Genomic DNA, 15682 nt, shown 5'->3' on the forward strand with positions numbered 1-15682 from the left:
GCCCGGACGGCGTCCCGCCTGCGGGTCGCCGTCGGACTGAGATTCGTGTTCCGACTGAGATGCGGGCGGCATTTCTCAGTCCGAGCGAGGATCTCAGTCTGAGGAGAAATCCGGGAATACGTCAGGGGCTCGCGACCCCGCCCACGCTCCGTCCACAGGCGTCCTCGGCCACGGGCCGGTCAGTAGGACAACAGCCAGCACTCCCGCAGGATCGCGGCCCAGCAGGATCGCGGCCCAGGGGACCCGGTTGCCTGTGAAGCTCTCGGCCCGTAGACCTACGCCGAGACGTACTCGGCGAGGTGCTGGCCGGTGAGCGTGCTGCGCTGCGAGACGAGGTCGGACGGCGTCCCCTCGAACACGACAGTGCCGCCCTCGTGGCCGGCGCCCGGACCGATGTCGATGATCCAGTCGGCGTGCGCCATGACCGCCTGGTGGTGCTCGATCACGATCACGCTCTTGCCCGCGTCGACCAGGCGGTCGAGCAGACCGAGCAGCTGTTCGACGTCGGCGAGGTGCAGTCCGGTGGTCGGCTCGTCGAGCACGTAGGTGTCGGCGTCCTCGAGCATGTGGATCGCGAGCTTGAGACGCTGGCGCTCGCCGCCGGACAGCGTGGACAGCGGCTGCCCGAGCGAGAGGTACCCGAGCCCGACGTCGACGAGGCGCTCGAGGATCTTGACGGCCTTGGGCACCTTCGACTCGGCGCGCGCGAAGAACTCGTGCGCCTCGCTCATGCTGAGCGCGAGCACCTCCGCGATGTTCTTGCCGCCCTCGCCCGAGGAACCGCCGAAGGTGTACTCGAGCACCTCGGCGTTGAACCGCTTGCCCTCGCAGACTTCGCAGGGGCTCTCCATCGTCGCCATCATGCCGAGGTCGGTGAAGATCACGCCCGCGCCCTTGCACTCGGGGCAGGCGCCCTCGGAGTTGGCGCTGAACAGGGCGGGCTTGACCCCGTTGGCCTTCGCGAAGGCGGTGCGCACCGGGTCGAGGAGCCCGGTGTAGGTCGCCGGGTTGGATCGACGGGAGCCCTTGATCGCACCCTGGTCGACCGACACGATCCCGTCGCGGTTCGAGACCGATCCGTGGATGAGCGAGCTCTTGCCCGAGCCCGCGACGCCCGTGACGACGCAGAGCAGCCCGAGCGGGATGTCGACGTCGACGTCCTGCAGGTTGTGGGTCGAGGCCCCGCGCACCTCGATGGCGCCGGTGGCGGATCGCACTGAATCCTTGATGCGGGCGCGGTCGTCGAGGTGCGTGCCGGTGAGGGTGCCCGAGGCGCGGAGCCCGTCGACGGTGCCCTCGAAGCAGACCTCGCCGCCGTTCACCCCCGCGCGCGGGCCGAGGTCGACGACGTGGTCGGCGATCGCGATCATCTCGGGCTTGTGCTCGACCACGAGCACGGTGTTGCCCTTGTCTCGGAGCTTGAGCAGCAGCGTGTTCATGCGCTGGATGTCGTGGGGGTGCAGGCCGATCGACGGCTCGTCGAAGACGTAGGTGGCGTCGGTGAGGCTGGAGCCCAGGTGGCGGATCATCTTGGTGCGCTGGGACTCGCCGCCCGACAGGCTGCCGGTCGCGCGGTCGAGCGAGAGGTAGCCGAGTCCGATCTGGACGAACGACTCGAGGGTGTCGACGAGCTTCTCGATGAGCGGGGCCATGCCTGGGTCTTGCACGGTGCGCACCCAGTCGAGCAGGTCGCTGATCTGCATGGCGCAGGCGTCGGCGATGGACGTTCCGCCGATCTTCGACGAGCGGGCGCTCTCGTTGAGGCGGGTGCCGTCGCAGGCGGGGCAGGCGTGGAACACGATCGCGCGGTCGACGAAGGCGCGGATGTGCGGCTGCATGGCCTCGCGGTCCTTCGACAGCATCGACTTCTCGATACGGGTGATGAGGCCCTCGTAGGTGAGGTTGACGCCCTCGACCTTGACCTTGGTCGGTTCGGCGCGCAGCAGCCGGTCGAGCTCTTCGTCGCTGTAGTCCTTGATGGGCTTCGACAGGTCGAAGAGGTCGCCGAAGATGCGCCCCCACCAGCCGTCCATGCTGTAGCCCGGGATCTTGAGCGCGCCGTCGGCGAGCGACTTGTCGGCGTCGTACAGCTCGGACAATTCGTAGTCGGAGACGGTGCCGCGGCCCTCGCAGCGCGGGCACATGCCGCCGAGCACCTGGAACTCGCGTCGCTCCTTCACCTTCTTGCCGTCCTTCTCGAAGGTGACGGCGCCGGCGCCGCTGACCGATGCGACGTTGAACGAGAAGGCGTTGGGGGAACCGATCTGCGGCCGGCCGAGGCGGGAGAAGACGATGCGGAGCATGGCGTTGACGTCGGTCGCCGTGCCGACGGTCGAACGGGGGTTCGCGCCCATGCGCTCCTGGTCGACGAGGATCGCCGTGGTGAGCCCCTCGAGCACGTCGACGTCGGGTCGCGCCTGCGATGACATGAAGCCCTGCACGAACGCTGGGTAGGTCTCGTTGATGAGGCGCTGCGACTCGGCCGCGATGGTGCCGAACACGAGCGAGCTCTTGCCCGAGCCGGAGACACCGGTGAACGCGATCAGCCGGCGCTTGGGCAGCTCGACCGAGACGTTCTTGAGGTTGTTCTCGCGGGCGCCGGAGACCCGGATCACGTCGTGGCCGTCGGCGGGGTGCGGGGGGCGTGCAGCTGCGCTCATGCCGAAAGAGTAGCGTGCGCCTCCGACATCGGGCTTCTCGATTCCTGATCGGGTGCTCGGGCGTCACCCGATCAGCGTTGCGAGCCTCCGGACGGCGAACTCATAGCCCTGGATCCCGGCTCCCGCGATCACGAACGCGGCGATCGGCGAGACGAAGGAATGGTGACGGAACTCCTCGCGCGCGTGCACGTTGGAGAGGTGCACCTCGGCGACGGGGAGCGCGACGGCCGAGAGCGCATCGCGGATCGCCACGGAGGTGTGCGTGTACGCGGCCGGGTTGATGACGATCGCGGCGCAGTCCCCGCGAGCCGACTGGATCGCGTCGACGAGCTCGCCCTCGTGGTTGCTCTGCACGGCCCGCACTTCGAGGCCGAGCTCCGCTCCGACGGACGAGACGAGCGCCTCGATGCCGGCCAGGGTGTCGTGCCCGTAGACCTCGGGTTCGCGGGTGCCGAGCAGATTCAGGTTCGGCCCGTTCACCAGCAGGATCCGCTTCGACATGCTCGCTCCGTCTCGGGAGCCGTTCCGATGCCGCTCGATCGCGGGCCGTGCTCCTGCCCCCATCGTATCGTCGCGGTCGCTCGGCGCCCGCTGCGCTACCGTTGTCGGGTGAGCGAGACCCCGAACGAGACCCCGCAGCAGCCCCTCCCGGCGAAGAGCTTCGACCCGCGGACCTTCCGAGAGAAGCCGGTCTCCTTCGTGCGTCGCGGCCGGATGACCCCGTCGCAGGAGCGCGCATGGGACGAGCTCGGCCCGCGGTTCCTGGTCGATCTGCCCCGCGATCACGCCGTGACGAGCATCGCGAAGGACGCGATTCTCGATCCCTCGGCGGTCTACGGGCGCACGGCGCCGCTGACGGTCGAGGTCGGTTCAGGACAGGGGCACGCCATCGTGCACGCGGCGTCCGAGCATCGGGATCGCGACTATCTCGCGATCGAGGTGTTCCAGGCCGGTCTCGCACGCACGATGATCCGGGCCGAGTGGGCCGACACGACGAACCTGAAGCTGGTCGAGGCGAACGCCCCCGAGGTGCTGGAGCACGCCCTGCCCGCGGGCTCGGTCGACGAGATCTGGGTGTTCTTCCCGGACCCGTGGCACAAGGCTCGGCACAACAAGCGCCGCCTGATCTCCGAGGACTTCATGCGGATCGCAGCGCGGGCGCTGCGCCCCGGCGGCGTGCTGCGCCTCGCCACCGATTGGGAGGACTACGCCGAGCAGATGCGCGAGGTCGGCGACGCCGCCTCCGCCGCCTTCGAGCGCGCGTTCGACGGCGACTGGGCCCCTCGTTTCGACGGGCGGGTGCTCACCGCGTTCGAGCAGAAGGGGATCGACAAGGGGCGCGAGATCCGCGACCTCGCCTACCGCCTGCGCTGAGCGCCCGCGGCCGAGGGTGCCGGAGCTCCCTCGTGCTGCAGCAGCCGCCGTTTGAGATCCGCTCCGAACAGGTAGCCGCCGACCCCGCCGTCCCGACGGAGGATCCGGTGGCAGGGGACGATGAGCCCGATCAGGTTGGTGGCGCAGGCCGATGCGGCCGCGCGCACGGCGTCCGGCCGTCCCGCGCGTTCGGCGAGCCCGGTGTACGTGACGTGCTCTCCGGCGCGCACCCGACGCAGCGCGCGTCGGACGCCGCCGCGGAACTCCGTTTCGGGCTGGGAGACGCGGATCCCGTCGATCGCATCGAGTCGGCCTGCCGCATAGGCGCGCAGGGCCCCGGCGATCGGATGCTCGTCGTCGGGCCGGTCGTCGAGCCCGCGGAGGGACAGCTCGGGTGCGCTCGCCGAGAGCCGTTCCCGGAGGAGGCGGTGGCCAGGGTCGAACTCGGTATCGAAACCGCCGGCGCGGACGACGCCGTCCTCAGGGGCCCAGATCGCGCGGAACGGGCTTCCGGCGATCACGACGGTGGTGTGGGCGAGCGGTGCTGCGGTCATGACGGGTCCTTCCGGGTCGGGGTCGCGGTCGATTCGAGGAAGTCGGCCCAGAGCAGCTGCGCGGCGTACCCGCGGAACGGTCGCCAGCCCTCGGCGCGCCGCACCGCCTCGCGCGCCGTCCCGACTCCGAGCGATCGGTGCAGGATCAGGTCGCCGGCGGGGTAGGCGTCCGGATCCCCGAGCCCCCGCAGCGCGATCAGCTCCGCCGTCCAGGGGCCGATGCCGCGGAGCTCGAGCAGGCGGGACCGTGCCTCGGCGCGATCGGCGCCCGGACCCAGGTCGAGGCCGTCCGCGATCGCGGCGGCGAGCGTCCGGAGGGTCTCCGCCCGACTGCGCATGATCCCGAGCGCGGCGCGCAGCTCCTCGAGCGGAGTGTCGGCGATCCGCGCGGGATCCGGTGCGCCGAGGAACCCGTCGGCTCGGGCGAGCGGCCGATCGTCCGGCCTCGCGAAGGCGGCGGCGAGCCGCCCCTGCACCGTCCGGGCCGCGGCGAGCGAGACCTGCTGGCCGAGCACCACGCCGAGCGCGAACTCGGCGGGGGTGCGGGCGCCGGGCGAGCGGAGCCCCGGCCGGGCCGCGATCAGGGGCGCGAGCAGCGGGTCCTCGCGGAACGCGTCGCCCAGCAGGCCGGGGTCTGCGTCGAGGTCGAGCAGGCGGCGCAGGTTCTCGATCGCCGGGAGGGTGTCGGCGAGGGAGGGCAGTTCGAGCCCGACCGGGACCGCGACGGAGCCTGCGCCGACGGCGGCGACCCTGCCCCAGTCGATGCGGGCGACGGCCGTGCCGCCGGGCGCGTCGATCGCGTGGCGCGTCGGTTCCGACGGATCTGTCGGGACCTCGTCGCGCCCGGGCACCGCGTGCGCGGCGAGGTACGCACGCACCTGGGCCGCCGCGAACGGCGCTCGCGTGCGGAGCCTGAGCGCGAGCGCGGGACGCTCGTCGGAGGTCGCCGTGCCGGACCCCCGGGCAGTCGGTGTACGAGCGGAGTCCCGGACGAGCGACGACGGCGCGACGCCGAACTCCTCGCGCATGGTGTCCCCGAACTGGCGGACGCTGCCGAATCCTGCGGCGAACGCGATGTCGGCGAGCGGCAGATCGGTCTGTTCGATGAGGGCGCGCGCCGCGTGCGCCCGCCGGGTGCGGGCGAGCTGCAGCGGACCCGCACCGATCTCCTCGACGAGGATCCTGCGGAGGTGCCGCTCGCTCACGGCGAGCTCGGAGGCGAGCCCGGGCACTCCGGCCTCGTCGATGGCGCCGTCCCGGATCCGGCGGACGGCCCGGGCCGCGAGGTCTCCCCGGGCGTTCCAGTCGGGGGAACCCGGGATCGTGTCGGGGCGGCACCGCTTGCACGCGCGGAACCCCGCGGCCACGCAGGCGGCGGCGCTGGGGAAGAACCGGCAGTTCTCGGGCTTCGGCTTACGCGCCGGGCAGGAGGGTCGGCAGTAGATGCCGGTGCTGGTCACGCCGAGGTAGAGCCTGCCGTCCCAGCGCGCGTCGCGCCCGGAGATCGCGCGATAGCTCGCGGCGAAGTCGAGGCCCTGGGCGGGGTGGGATGGGGCGTCGCTCGTCATTCCTCCATTGTGGTGGCGGCAGGGGCTCTCGACACGCGGTTTTCGGACATCTCGGTGGAGGACGGACGATCGCCCGGCTGCCGCAGCAGCTCGACCACCAGGGCCGTCGCCAGGACGGCGACCAGGGTCCACACCACGCCGGCGAACGACGCGGGCCGGCTCAGGAACACGAGGAGCACGCCCAGCGCCGCGACGAGGGACAGGATCGCGGGGCGCAGCCGCTCGATCGCCCGGCCGAAGCCGCGGGGATCGAGCCCGGCCCGGTCGCGCGCCGCCCGCAGCGCACCGAACCCCGCGGCGCCCGCCGCGCGCGCGGCGACCGCGATGCGGGATCCACCGGCGATCCACGCGCCCGCCGCGATGCAGATCGCGAGCGCCACCAGTGCCAGGAGCGAGGACCGCATGACGAGGGTGAGCTGCTCGAACAGCGCATCGGCCGTGGCCGCGGGCATGATCGAGGGGCTCACGGACCCGATGAAGAACTGCCGGCCGATGCCGAGGCCCGACGCGAGCAGCAGCAGCGACGCTGCGAGTGCGGATCCGGCCCACGCGATGGCGCGCAGCCGGCCCCGTGCCACGAGCACGCCGAGGGCGAGCAGGCCCAGCGAGAGCCAGGGGAGCCAGGTGCCCGCCGCGGTGGCGAGCTGGTAGACGGTGCGGACGAGCACGAGGGAGTCGGAGGCCGCGAGCGGGATGCTGCGGTGGACCTCGGGAATGGCCGAAGCGAATCCGAAGCCCTGCTGCTGGAGCGAGCGCTTGACCTCGGCGACGACCGAGTCGAGCTGCAGCGAGAGCGTACCGTCGTCGCCGAGCCGGACGGCGCTCGACGGGTCGTCCTGGATCACCGCGATGGCCCGGCTGTGGGTCTCGCGGAGCGCGGTCGACCACACCCTGGCGAACTCGGGCGAGCGCACGACGCGGTCGACCGCCGTGGAGATGAGCGATTCGACTCCTGCGACCGCGGGCGCCGTGAGCAGCGGGAGCGCAGCCTTGGCCTGGGGCGGCAGATCGAGCTGTTCGATTCCGCCGAGCAGGTCGCCGACGAGCCCCTTCACGTCGACGTGCTGCGCGATCGCCTGCTCGGCCTGCGCCGAGATGTAGTCCTGCACCGCCGGACGGGTGACGACGGGGGCGAAGGTCTCGACGAAGCGATCCGTATCGACGAGCTCGGCGCGCGCCCAGCTGCCGATGACGGCGACGGGGGCGAGGAGTGCGCCGATCGCGATGAGCGCGATCACCCCGGCTGCGCGCAGTCGACCCCGCTTCGGGCCGACGCGGCCGGCCCCGCCGCTGCTCCCAGCGGCCTCGAGCTCGCGGTTGCGGGTCTCGAGCTCGGCGATGCGCTCGCGCAGGGCATCCGCTTCGCGGGATTCGTTCATCGGTGATCCTTCCCAGGGGGCGGCGCACACCGCACGGGTCCATACTGGCAGCGTGCAGCGGTCGTCGGGGCGACGAGTCACCCGGAAGGCACCCGCGGGTGCCCCGGGACCGGGGGCCTCCGGTCAGACCTTCTAGGCTGGGCAGATGAACACAGCAGCGGAGACGCCGGCACCGGGTCGGCTGGCGGTCGAGATCGTCGCGCAGGACCTCGACGGCGTGCGGATCGCCCTCGCCGAGGGCGCGGACCGCGTGGAGCTCTGCACCGCGCTCGTGACGGGCGGCCTGACGCCGAGCGCCGCGCTGATCGAATCGGCGGCGGAGCTCGCGCGCGACGCCGGACGCGAGGGCTTCGTGCACGTCCTGATCCGCTCCCGTCCGGGCGACTTCGTCTACAGCGCTGAGGAGCTCGGACTCATGCGTCGGGATGCCGCCCACGCGGTCCGTCTCGGTGCGTCCGGCGCGGTCGTCGGCGCGCTCGACCGGTCGGGCGAGATCGATCTCCCGGCCGTCGCGGCCTTCCGCGACGCGGCCGGTGCGGCCGAGGTCACCTTCCATCGCGCGCTCGACCTCAGCACCGACCCGGTAGCCGCGCTGGCGGCGCTCGCCGAGCTCGGCGTCGCGCGCGTGCTGACCTCGGGCGGCGCCGCGCGCGTCTCGGAGGGCATGTCCGTGCTGCGGGCGCTCGCCGCCGCGGGAACCGGTGTGCAGATCATGGCCGGTGGGGGAGCGACGCCGGGCGACGCCGCTGCGTTGCGCGCCGCCGGAGCGGACGCGCTGCACCTGTCCGCTCGACGCACCCTGACCGGCGGGCCGACCGGGCCGGGCGGCGGCGATTCGTCCTACGACGCGACCGACGCGGGGATCGTGCGGGCCGCGGTCGCCGCGGCGCGCGCCTGATCCTGGATCAGGCCTCGGCCCGCAACCGCTCGACGATCGCGAGGATCCGGCGCTCGCGCGTCTCCTCACGCTTCGCATCGGCGACCGCGCGGGCGTCCTCCTTGCGCGCGGTGAAGGACTGCGCTTCGAATCGGGCGCGCACGAGGGGATCCGCGTCGAGCGCCGCCGCGAGCTCCGCGGGGATCTCGACCTCGCGCGGCGCCTCGTCGAGCTCGATGCGCGCCTCGATCTCGTCGCCGATCTCGACGCCGAGCGCCGCGCGATTCGCCTTCGAGATGCCGATGAGGTTCTGCCCGCCCATCACGCCGAGGCGGAGACGGACGGAGGCGGTTCCGATGGTGACGCGCACGGCGGCGCGTTTGCCGCCGCCGAGCTCGGCGACCTGCGCGTCGCTGAGCACGATGGCGGTCGCGGGACCGTGCGGGTCGAGGACGGTGCGGACGGTGAGGGTCATCGCTTCAGTATGCCCCTCGGTCGGGCTCCGCGGGAGCGCGCCCGGTCATCCGGCGGCCTCCTCATCATCCCAGCGGGTCGCATCGAGCGCTTCGGCCACGGCCTCCCGAGATCCGGCGCCGAGCTTCATGAGGATCCGCGCGACGTGGGTCTCGACCGTGCGCCGGGAGTTCTGCAGCCGTTTCGCGATCTGGGCGTTGCTGTAGCCGAGGGAGACGAGCTCCGCGACGTGCTGCTCGCGCACCGTGAGCGCGGGGTGTCTGGGGGTGGGAACGAACATGCCGCGCCGGGCGAGGCGTCGCGCGGTGTCTCCCGCGTTCTCCCGCCCGGGGGCGCGCAGCTGGTCGATGTGCTGCGCCAGCAGGGGAGCGATGGGGGCGGCGAGGGAGGAACCGAGTTCCCGGGCCCGAGCGAGCTGCTCGGGTGGCAGCGGCGGTCCACCGCAGAGCTGGATCGCGTGCAGAGCCCGGAGCTCCATGAGTCCGAATCCGTACTCCCGAGCTCGCTGCGCGATCGCCTCGGCCTCTCCGCGCTCGGTACCGTCGGGGGCCCAGAGCCGCGCGAGCAGGAGATGGTATCGGCTCGGGACGTCGAGCAGCCGGCTCGTCCCCGTCGTCCACCCGGCGATGCTGGCACGGGTGACCCTCGCACCGGCGAGGTCTCCGCTCGCCGTCTGAGCGAGGGCGAGCGAGGCGAGCAGCAGTCCCTCCGAGCCGGTACCGGTGAAGTCGTCCAGCTCCGAGCACGCGATCGCCAGGCACTCGGACGCTCGCGTCCAATCGCCCTGCATGAGCGCCAGCAGGCCCCGTCCGGATGAGACGACCGTCTCTCGGAGTCGCGGACCGCCGGCACCCCGGGCGATCGCCTGCTCCATCACCCCGTAGATGAACGCGGCTTCGCGACTGTGCCCGGCGAACACGTCGACGAGGCACCAGACTCCGATGATCTCGCCGGCGGCGAGCGGATAGTCGGCTGCGACCTGCACGGCGAAGCGGAGCTGCTGCCGAGCGATCTGCCGCGCCTGCCGGGTCTCGCCCCGCTGGCCGTGCAGCAGGATCGAGGTCGGGGCGAACGGGAGGAACCCCGGGGTGCCCTGCGTGGCTTCGGAGAGACGCCGTTCGAGTTCGGTGGCGGCGACCATCTCACCGCCGTAGCAGAGCGCGATGCCGCGCTGCGCCTCGACACGGATCCCGGCGGTCGTCGCCGCTGCTGGCGGGCCCGCGGCGCCGAGCCGATCCGCCCAGTCGAGCGCGGCCACCGCGTCCTCCCAGCGCCCGACCATCAGCACCGCCGCGTCGGCGAAAGCGATTGCGAGGTCCGCGGCCAGGCCCGTGCGTTCGGCGCTCGCCGGCATGGTCTCGATGAGGGCCCGTGCGGCGGCCTCGTCGGCGGCCACGGCCTCGGGATCGCCGAGGTACCGGAACGCCTCGAGCCGGTTGACGAGCGCGGCGATCCGGAGCGACGGGTCGAGTCCGGGGCGCCGGAGCAGCGCGGAGGCGATGCGCACCCGGAACCCGTGGTCGACGAGCGGGCGAGCGAATCGGAACGCCGGCTCGAGGAGTTCGAGCGGGACCTCGCGATCGCCGTGCAGACCCCAGTCGACGACCGTCAGCAGGTCTTCAGTGGGGATCGTCCCTCCGCCGGTGGTGCGTTCGAGGTCCTCCGCGATGAGCGGCTCGACGGCCCGATCGTAGAGCTCGCGGTACTGCTGCCTGATACGGACCCGGTTGAGCATCGTCTCCGCCGTCTCGCCGTAGATCGGATGGGCGAGCTCCAGCACGGGTCTGCCGTCGGTCCGGTAGACGATCCGAACCACCTCTTTCTCCAGCAGTCGTTCGAGGGCGTCGGGCGAGATCGAGTCGTCGAGCAGGTGGAGCGGTGCCGGGGAGCAGAGCGCCGTCGTCTCGAACGCCGTCCGTTCGTCGGCCGGGAGCCGGGCGATCTCGGCGCGCAGGACGTCGTGCAGGGAGGTGCCGGGCGGGAGCGAGCCGGGCCAGACCCGCAGACCGTGCCGGTCCTCGAATGCTCCGGACCGGTCGAGCGCGCCGATGAGTTCGGCGAGGAACAGCGGGTTCCCTCCGGTCGACTGGTGCAGACGGTGGATCGTGTCGGGAGCGAAGGGCTTTCCGGGGAGCATCGCGGCAGAGAACTCCGCGGTCTCCGGCTGCGTCAGCTCGGGAACCTCGATCCGCCGCAGCTCTCCATCGCGCCAGGCTCGGGCGAGCAGGGCGGAGGGGCCCGGGACGCTGCGGCAGGTGAGGAGGACGCGGACATCGGGGAGCGCCAGCAGCAGATCGGTGACGGCCTCGCTCATCGGGTCGAGCTGGGGCGTGTCGTCGATCAGGACGATGAGCGGAATCCCCTTCGCGCCTCCCGTGCAGGCGCGGACGAGCGACCGCGCGACCTCTTCGGGAGAGTCGCCCGCCGGCCCGCGGAGCGCGCGCAGCGCGGGCGCGAAGACGGCGAGCGGCGTGCGCTGCGTCGCGGTCGTGGCCGCGAATCGAGCGATGCGGGTGTTCGGACGGGCCTCGAGGAAGCCGAGCGTCGCTTCTCTCGCGAGGCGGGTCTTCCCGGAACCCGCAGCGCCCACCATGATCGCGCTCGCGCCGTCGGGTTCGAGCGCGCCCCGAGCTTCGGCCAGTAACGCGCTCCGTCCCCAGAACGGTGCCGAGTGCGGCGAGGCCGGAACGAAAGCGGGGTCCGCGGAGGATCCGATCTCACGCCCGACCTCGTTCTCCGACACCATCCCGCACCACCCGCCTGAGGACCCGGTGAGCGGCACTGCCCGTGGATCGACGGCTCAATGGTACGTCCGAAACATGACAATTCATGTGAATCGTTGAGTAGCCATGACCCCCGTTCGGCGAGCAAGGATCCGCAGATCCGGTCACCTCGGTCGGCGACGCCCCCGTGCAGTCGCTGCCAGCAGGGCGAGACCGCCGAGCAGGACGGTCACCGCTCCCGCCAGCGCAGCGGTGGGCGCCGGCGCCCCGGTCGTCGCGAGGCCGCCGCGGTGCGTGCCGCCGTCGGCCGCCGTCGCTTCGGCCGCCCCGCCGGCGCCGGTGCTCCCGTGCGAACCGTCGCTCCCGCTCCCTGCAGGACCGCCGTCGCTGCCGGCGGACGCGCTCGCCGCCGCATCGGCCGTGGAAGAGGCGCTCGAGTCCGACCCCGCGGTGACGGTGAGCTCGGCCGGATCCGAGACCGCGGCGCCGAAGGGGTTCTCGAAGACGGCGCGGAAGAGCGTTCCGGAATCCGCGGTGCCGAAGTCCGCCTCGAAGACGGTGCCGGTCGCTCCCGGGACCACGGCCCAGTTCGCGCCATCGTCGGAACTGCGCTCCCAGCGCACCGAGAGCGGGGCGGAGCCCGTCGCGGAGGCCTCGAAGACGGCGCGGCCACCCGCACGGATGCTGCGGTCCTCCGGGTGCGCGACCACGCTCGGCGCCATGCCGCGAACGGTGAGGACGGCCGCTCGGGTGGTCCAGCTCGCCGCACCCGCGGTGAACACGGCCCGGAACTGCGCGCCGGTATCGGCGAGCTCCGCGCGGGGCAGCGTGTAGCTCGCGGCGGAGGCCTCGGCGATCGGGGCCCACGGCGCGGACTCGCCGCTGCGCCGTTCCCACCGCACCCCGTCGGCGGCGATCCCCGAGATCCCGGCGGTGAAGGTGGCATCATCGCCCTCCGTGACGACGACGCCCTGGGGGTTCGTCACCCGCACGGCCGGCTCGATCCGGGTCAGTCGGCTGCCGATCGCCGAGGTGGTGTACACCGCGTGGGTCCTCGGGTTCGCGGCGATGAAGAACGCGCCGTCGACGCCGTCGACCCGTTGCGCGAGCTCGCCCGTGCTGCGGTCGAGCACTCCTACGGTGCCGGTGAAGGGCGCGGTGATGAACATCGCGCCGAGCCCGGGGTCCTCGTCCTGGAAGTAGGTGTTCGCGAGCGGGATCGAGGCCGAGGCGACACCGGTGCCCGTGTCGAGCACGGTCGCGGCGGCCTCGCCCTGGAGCGCGATCACCGCGCGGTTCCCGGAGGACGTGAGCGCGATCTTGTGCGGGAACCGTCCCGTGGGCCAGAGCGCGCGGCTCCCGCCGGTACGCGTGTCGATCGCCTGCACCGCGCCCGCGTTGTATCCGGCCGCGTACACGGTTCCTCCGTCCGCGGAGACGGTGAGGCTGTCGACCCAGGACGGGGAGCCGAGCGTCGGGAGCTCCACCGGAGCGGTCGGGACGCTCAGATCGAAGACCCGGATGCCTCCCGGACTCGCGAAGCTCGAGACGTACAGCCGCGAGCCGTCCGGGGAGATCGCGAGCCCGGCCGGCGAGATGCCGGCGGGCAGCACCGTCGGCGTGCCGGTCGCGCCCGGGGCCATCACCGCGATCGAGCCCGGCGCGTTGTTGCCGCCGTAGAGCGTGACGTAGACGACTCCGCTCGGACCGACGAGCACCTGATACGGCTGCTGCGGCAGGTCGACCGTGCGCAGAGTGTCGAGGCTCGCGCCGTCGATGACCCGGAGCAGGCCGGCCGAGCGGGACGCGACGTAGACGAGGTCGCGGTCGGGGTCGACCGCGATGCCCTCGTTCGCCCGGCCGATGTCCGCGGACCCGGTGACCTCGTACTGCGGCGGAGGCGTCGGAGCGGCGGCCGCGGCGTTCGCCGCGGCCGGGTTCGCCGCGAGCGGCGCTGCGATGAACGCGGCGACGAGTGCCAGCACGGCGGCTCGCGTGCGGGCGCGACGGAGGAGGGGAGTCCGGGGCATGGTGGGATCCTTCGGAGAGCGACGGTGGGCGATCGGGCTCGATCCGAACCGGCAACCGCCGGAAGACGATAACAGGCCCGGCCGGGATCCATTCCCGGCCGGGCGTGCCGGAAGCCCCGTTCCCGGCCGGGCGTGCCGGAAGCCCCGTTCCCGGCTAGCGGAGGTCGCCCGCGCTCGGCACCACGACCGCGTAGAGGTCGCCGATCGTCGCGAGCGCCGAACGGTGGAGCTGTTCCGCGGGCACGTCGCCGTACGGTGTCGGCAGCGATCGGGTCGCGGTCGCGTCCGCGACCACCGTCGGGCTGTTGCCGCGCAGGAACGCGCCCTCGGCGGTGAACGTGACGCACATGTGGGTCATGAACCCCGCGATGACGACCTCCTCGTGGCCCGCGGCATCGATCAGGTCGCCGAGCTCCGTACCGACGAAGGCGTTCGGCGCGTGCTTCACGACGATGGGTTCGCCGTCGACGGGCGAGACGGCGGGGTGGATCGCGCCGATCTCGCTGCGGATGTCGTACGGGGTGCCCGGCCCGTCGTCGTGCACGACGTGGATCACCGTGGCACCGGCGGCGCGGGCCCGCGCCAGCAGATCCGCAGCAGCCTCGAGCGCCGGCGCCCAGCCCTCGAGCTCCATCGCTCCGGTCGTGTAGGTGTTCTGGAAGTCGATGAGGACCAGGGTGGCGTCGGCGAGCGATGCGGGTTTCTGGGGGAGTCCGCTGAGCGAGCGGAGGGTGGCGGAGGCGGTCATGGTCGGCCTTTCGTCGGGATCGTGGGTGCTGCGGTCCAGTATCCGTGAGCTGAAATAGCATGAACAGGTGAAATCGGGTCACTTCGCGTGCGAAGCGGCCGAGCCTCCGAGGAGTCCCATGCCCGCACCATCGGTCGCCGTCGTCGCCTTCGATGGCATCAGCCCCTTCCACCTCTCGGTGCCCTCGCTCGTGCTCGGGCCCGAGAACCCTCCCGGCGAGGCGGAGCCCTGGCCGATCGAGATATGCGCGGAACGCCCCGGCCCGCTGCGGACCTCCGCCGGGTACGAGATCCTCGTCCCGCGCGGACTCGAAGCGACGGAGACCGCCGACATCGTCATCGTTCCCTGGTGGGGCGATCCCGCGACGCCCGCGCCTGCTCCGGTCGTGTCCGCGATCCGCGCAGCGCACCGGCGCGGTGCCACGATCGTGGGCCTGTGCCTCGGCGTGTTCCCGGTCGCCGACGCCGGAGTCCTCGACGGCGAGGACGCGACCACGCACTGGAAGTGGGTCGAGACCTTCCGGCGACGATTCCCCGAGGTGCGGCTGGATCCGGCTGCGCTCTACGTCGATGCGGGCGCCGTGCTGACCGGTGCGGGCGCCAGCGCGGGGATCGACACCTGCCTCCACCTGCTCGCCTCGCGGGTCGGGCAGAGCGCCGCGAACCGGGTCGCGCGCCGCATCGTCGCATCGCCGCACCGTCGAGGCGGGCAGGCGCAGTTCATCGAGCAGCCCGCGGTATCGGAATCGGACGACCCGGTGGGGCGCGCCTGCGAGTGGGCGCTCGCGCATCTCGACGGTCCGCTCCCGATCGACGAGCTCGCGGCACGCGCGCACCTGAGCCGGAGTACGTTCACCCGGGCCTTCCGCCGCCGGACCGGCAGCTCGGTCGCCCGATGGGTGACTCGGCAGCGGGTGTCGCGGGCGCGCGAGCTCCTCGAGCGCACCGATCTCGCCGTCGAGGCGATCGCCGATGCCTGCGGGTTCAGCGGGGCCGCGATCCTGCGCGAGCATTTCCGTGCCGAGCTCGGTACGACTCCTGCGAGCTACCGCGAGGCGTTCCGTGCGGGCGCGCTGAGCTGAGTCTTCAGGGATCGCCGCGGGTGCGCACGAAAAAGCCGGGCCGGTCCGCATTTCTGCGAACCGACCCGGCTGATGTCTCGTGCCCCCGGAGAGATTCGAACTCCCGACCTACGGTACCGGAAACCGGCGCTCTATCCCCTGAGCTACGGAGGCGACTCCGCAAGCCTAGCGCACTTCTCGGGGCCCGCGCGCGCCGGTCGTCCGACGGCCGGTA

12 protein-coding genes and 1 tRNA gene are annotated in these 15682 nt (G+C 72.4%); 3 read left to right on the top strand and 10 right to left on the bottom strand.

Features of this window, described 5'->3' with window-relative positions; translation table 11 throughout:
- Positions 1 to 275: 275 nt before the first annotated feature.
- The gene (locus BMH31_RS04005; RefSeq protein ID WP_099724341.1) at positions 276 to 2660 is read right to left on the bottom strand and encodes an excinuclease ABC subunit UvrA; all 2385 of its coding nucleotides are present in this window, start codon (positions 2658 to 2660) and stop codon (positions 276 to 278) included.
- 63 nt (positions 2661 to 2723) lie between these two features.
- Entirely contained in the window at positions 2724 to 3161 is a 438-nt protein-coding gene (gene aroQ / locus BMH31_RS04010) for a type II 3-dehydroquinate dehydratase (RefSeq protein WP_099724340.1), read from the bottom strand.
- Positions 3162 to 3374: 213 nt separating this feature from the next.
- Between aroQ and trmB the strand changes: the two genes are divergently transcribed.
- The gene (gene trmB / locus BMH31_RS04015; protein ID WP_241898139.1) at positions 3375 to 4034 is read left to right on the top strand and encodes a tRNA (guanosine(46)-N7)-methyltransferase TrmB; all 660 of its coding nucleotides are present in this window, start codon (positions 3375 to 3377) and stop codon (positions 4032 to 4034) included.
- Here trmB and BMH31_RS04020 read toward each other — a convergent pair.
- From BMH31_RS04020 to BMH31_RS04030, 3 genes are read right to left on the bottom strand one after another with little or no spacing between them, the layout of a single operon-like run.
- Positions 4019 to 4588 carry a methylated-DNA--[protein]-cysteine S-methyltransferase gene (locus tag BMH31_RS04020; RefSeq protein WP_099724338.1) on the bottom strand — a complete coding sequence of 190 codons (570 nt, stop codon included), beginning with the start codon at positions 4586 to 4588 and terminating at the stop codon, positions 4019 to 4021. The genes trmB and BMH31_RS04020 overlap by 16 nt on opposite strands.
- The gene (locus tag BMH31_RS04025; RefSeq protein ID WP_099724337.1) at positions 4585 to 6156 is read right to left on the bottom strand and encodes an Ada metal-binding domain-containing protein; all 1572 of its coding nucleotides are present in this window, start codon (positions 6154 to 6156) and stop codon (positions 4585 to 4587) included. The genes BMH31_RS04020 and BMH31_RS04025 overlap by 4 nt, the downstream gene beginning before the upstream one ends.
- Positions 6153 to 7535, bottom strand: a complete 1383-nt coding sequence (locus BMH31_RS04030; protein WP_099724336.1) for a hypothetical protein — start codon at positions 7533 to 7535, stop codon at positions 6153 to 6155. Before BMH31_RS04030 ends, BMH31_RS04025 begins: the two co-directional genes overlap by 4 nt.
- 145 nt (positions 7536 to 7680) lie before the next feature.
- Between BMH31_RS04030 and BMH31_RS04035 the strand changes: the two genes are divergently transcribed.
- On the top strand, positions 7681 to 8433 hold the full coding sequence (locus tag BMH31_RS04035) for a copper homeostasis protein CutC (RefSeq protein WP_099724335.1): 753 nt from the start codon (positions 7681 to 7683) through the stop codon (positions 8431 to 8433).
- Positions 8434 to 8440: 7 nt separating this feature from the next.
- Here BMH31_RS04035 and BMH31_RS04040 read toward each other — a convergent pair whose 3' ends face one another.
- From BMH31_RS04040 to BMH31_RS04055, 4 genes are all read right to left on the bottom strand, one after another.
- Complete coding sequence (locus BMH31_RS04040; protein WP_099724334.1) at positions 8441 to 8887, bottom strand: YdeI/OmpD-associated family protein; 447 nt, start codon at positions 8885 to 8887, stop codon at positions 8441 to 8443.
- Positions 8888 to 8932: 45 nt separating this feature from the next.
- Positions 8933 to 11632 carry a LuxR C-terminal-related transcriptional regulator gene (locus BMH31_RS04045; protein ID WP_099724333.1) on the bottom strand — a complete coding sequence of 900 codons (2700 nt, stop codon included), beginning with the start codon at positions 11630 to 11632 and terminating at the stop codon, positions 8933 to 8935.
- Between the two features lie 141 nt (positions 11633 to 11773).
- Positions 11774 to 13639: a YncE family protein gene (locus BMH31_RS04050; protein WP_099724332.1), complete on the bottom strand. Its 1866-nt coding sequence runs from the start codon at positions 13637 to 13639 to the stop codon at positions 11774 to 11776.
- Between the two features lie 154 nt (positions 13640 to 13793).
- Complete coding sequence (locus BMH31_RS04055) at positions 13794 to 14387, bottom strand: isochorismatase family protein (protein ID WP_099724331.1); 594 nt, start codon at positions 14385 to 14387, stop codon at positions 13794 to 13796.
- Between the two features lie 118 nt (positions 14388 to 14505).
- Between BMH31_RS04055 and BMH31_RS04060 the strand changes: the two genes are divergently transcribed.
- Positions 14506 to 15468 carry a helix-turn-helix domain-containing protein gene (locus BMH31_RS04060; protein ID WP_099724330.1) on the top strand — a complete coding sequence of 321 codons (963 nt, stop codon included), beginning with the start codon at positions 14506 to 14508 and terminating at the stop codon, positions 15466 to 15468.
- Positions 15469 to 15548: 80 nt separating this feature from the next.
- Here BMH31_RS04060 and BMH31_RS04065 read toward each other — a convergent pair.
- Positions 15549 to 15621: transfer RNA gene (locus tag BMH31_RS04065), tRNA-Arg, on the bottom strand.
- Positions 15622 to 15682: the final 61 nt, after the last annotated feature.

The organism is Leucobacter sp. OLIS6 (genome assembly GCF_002752355.1).
Classification (GTDB): Bacteria; Actinomycetota; Actinomycetes; order Actinomycetales; family Microbacteriaceae; genus Leucobacter.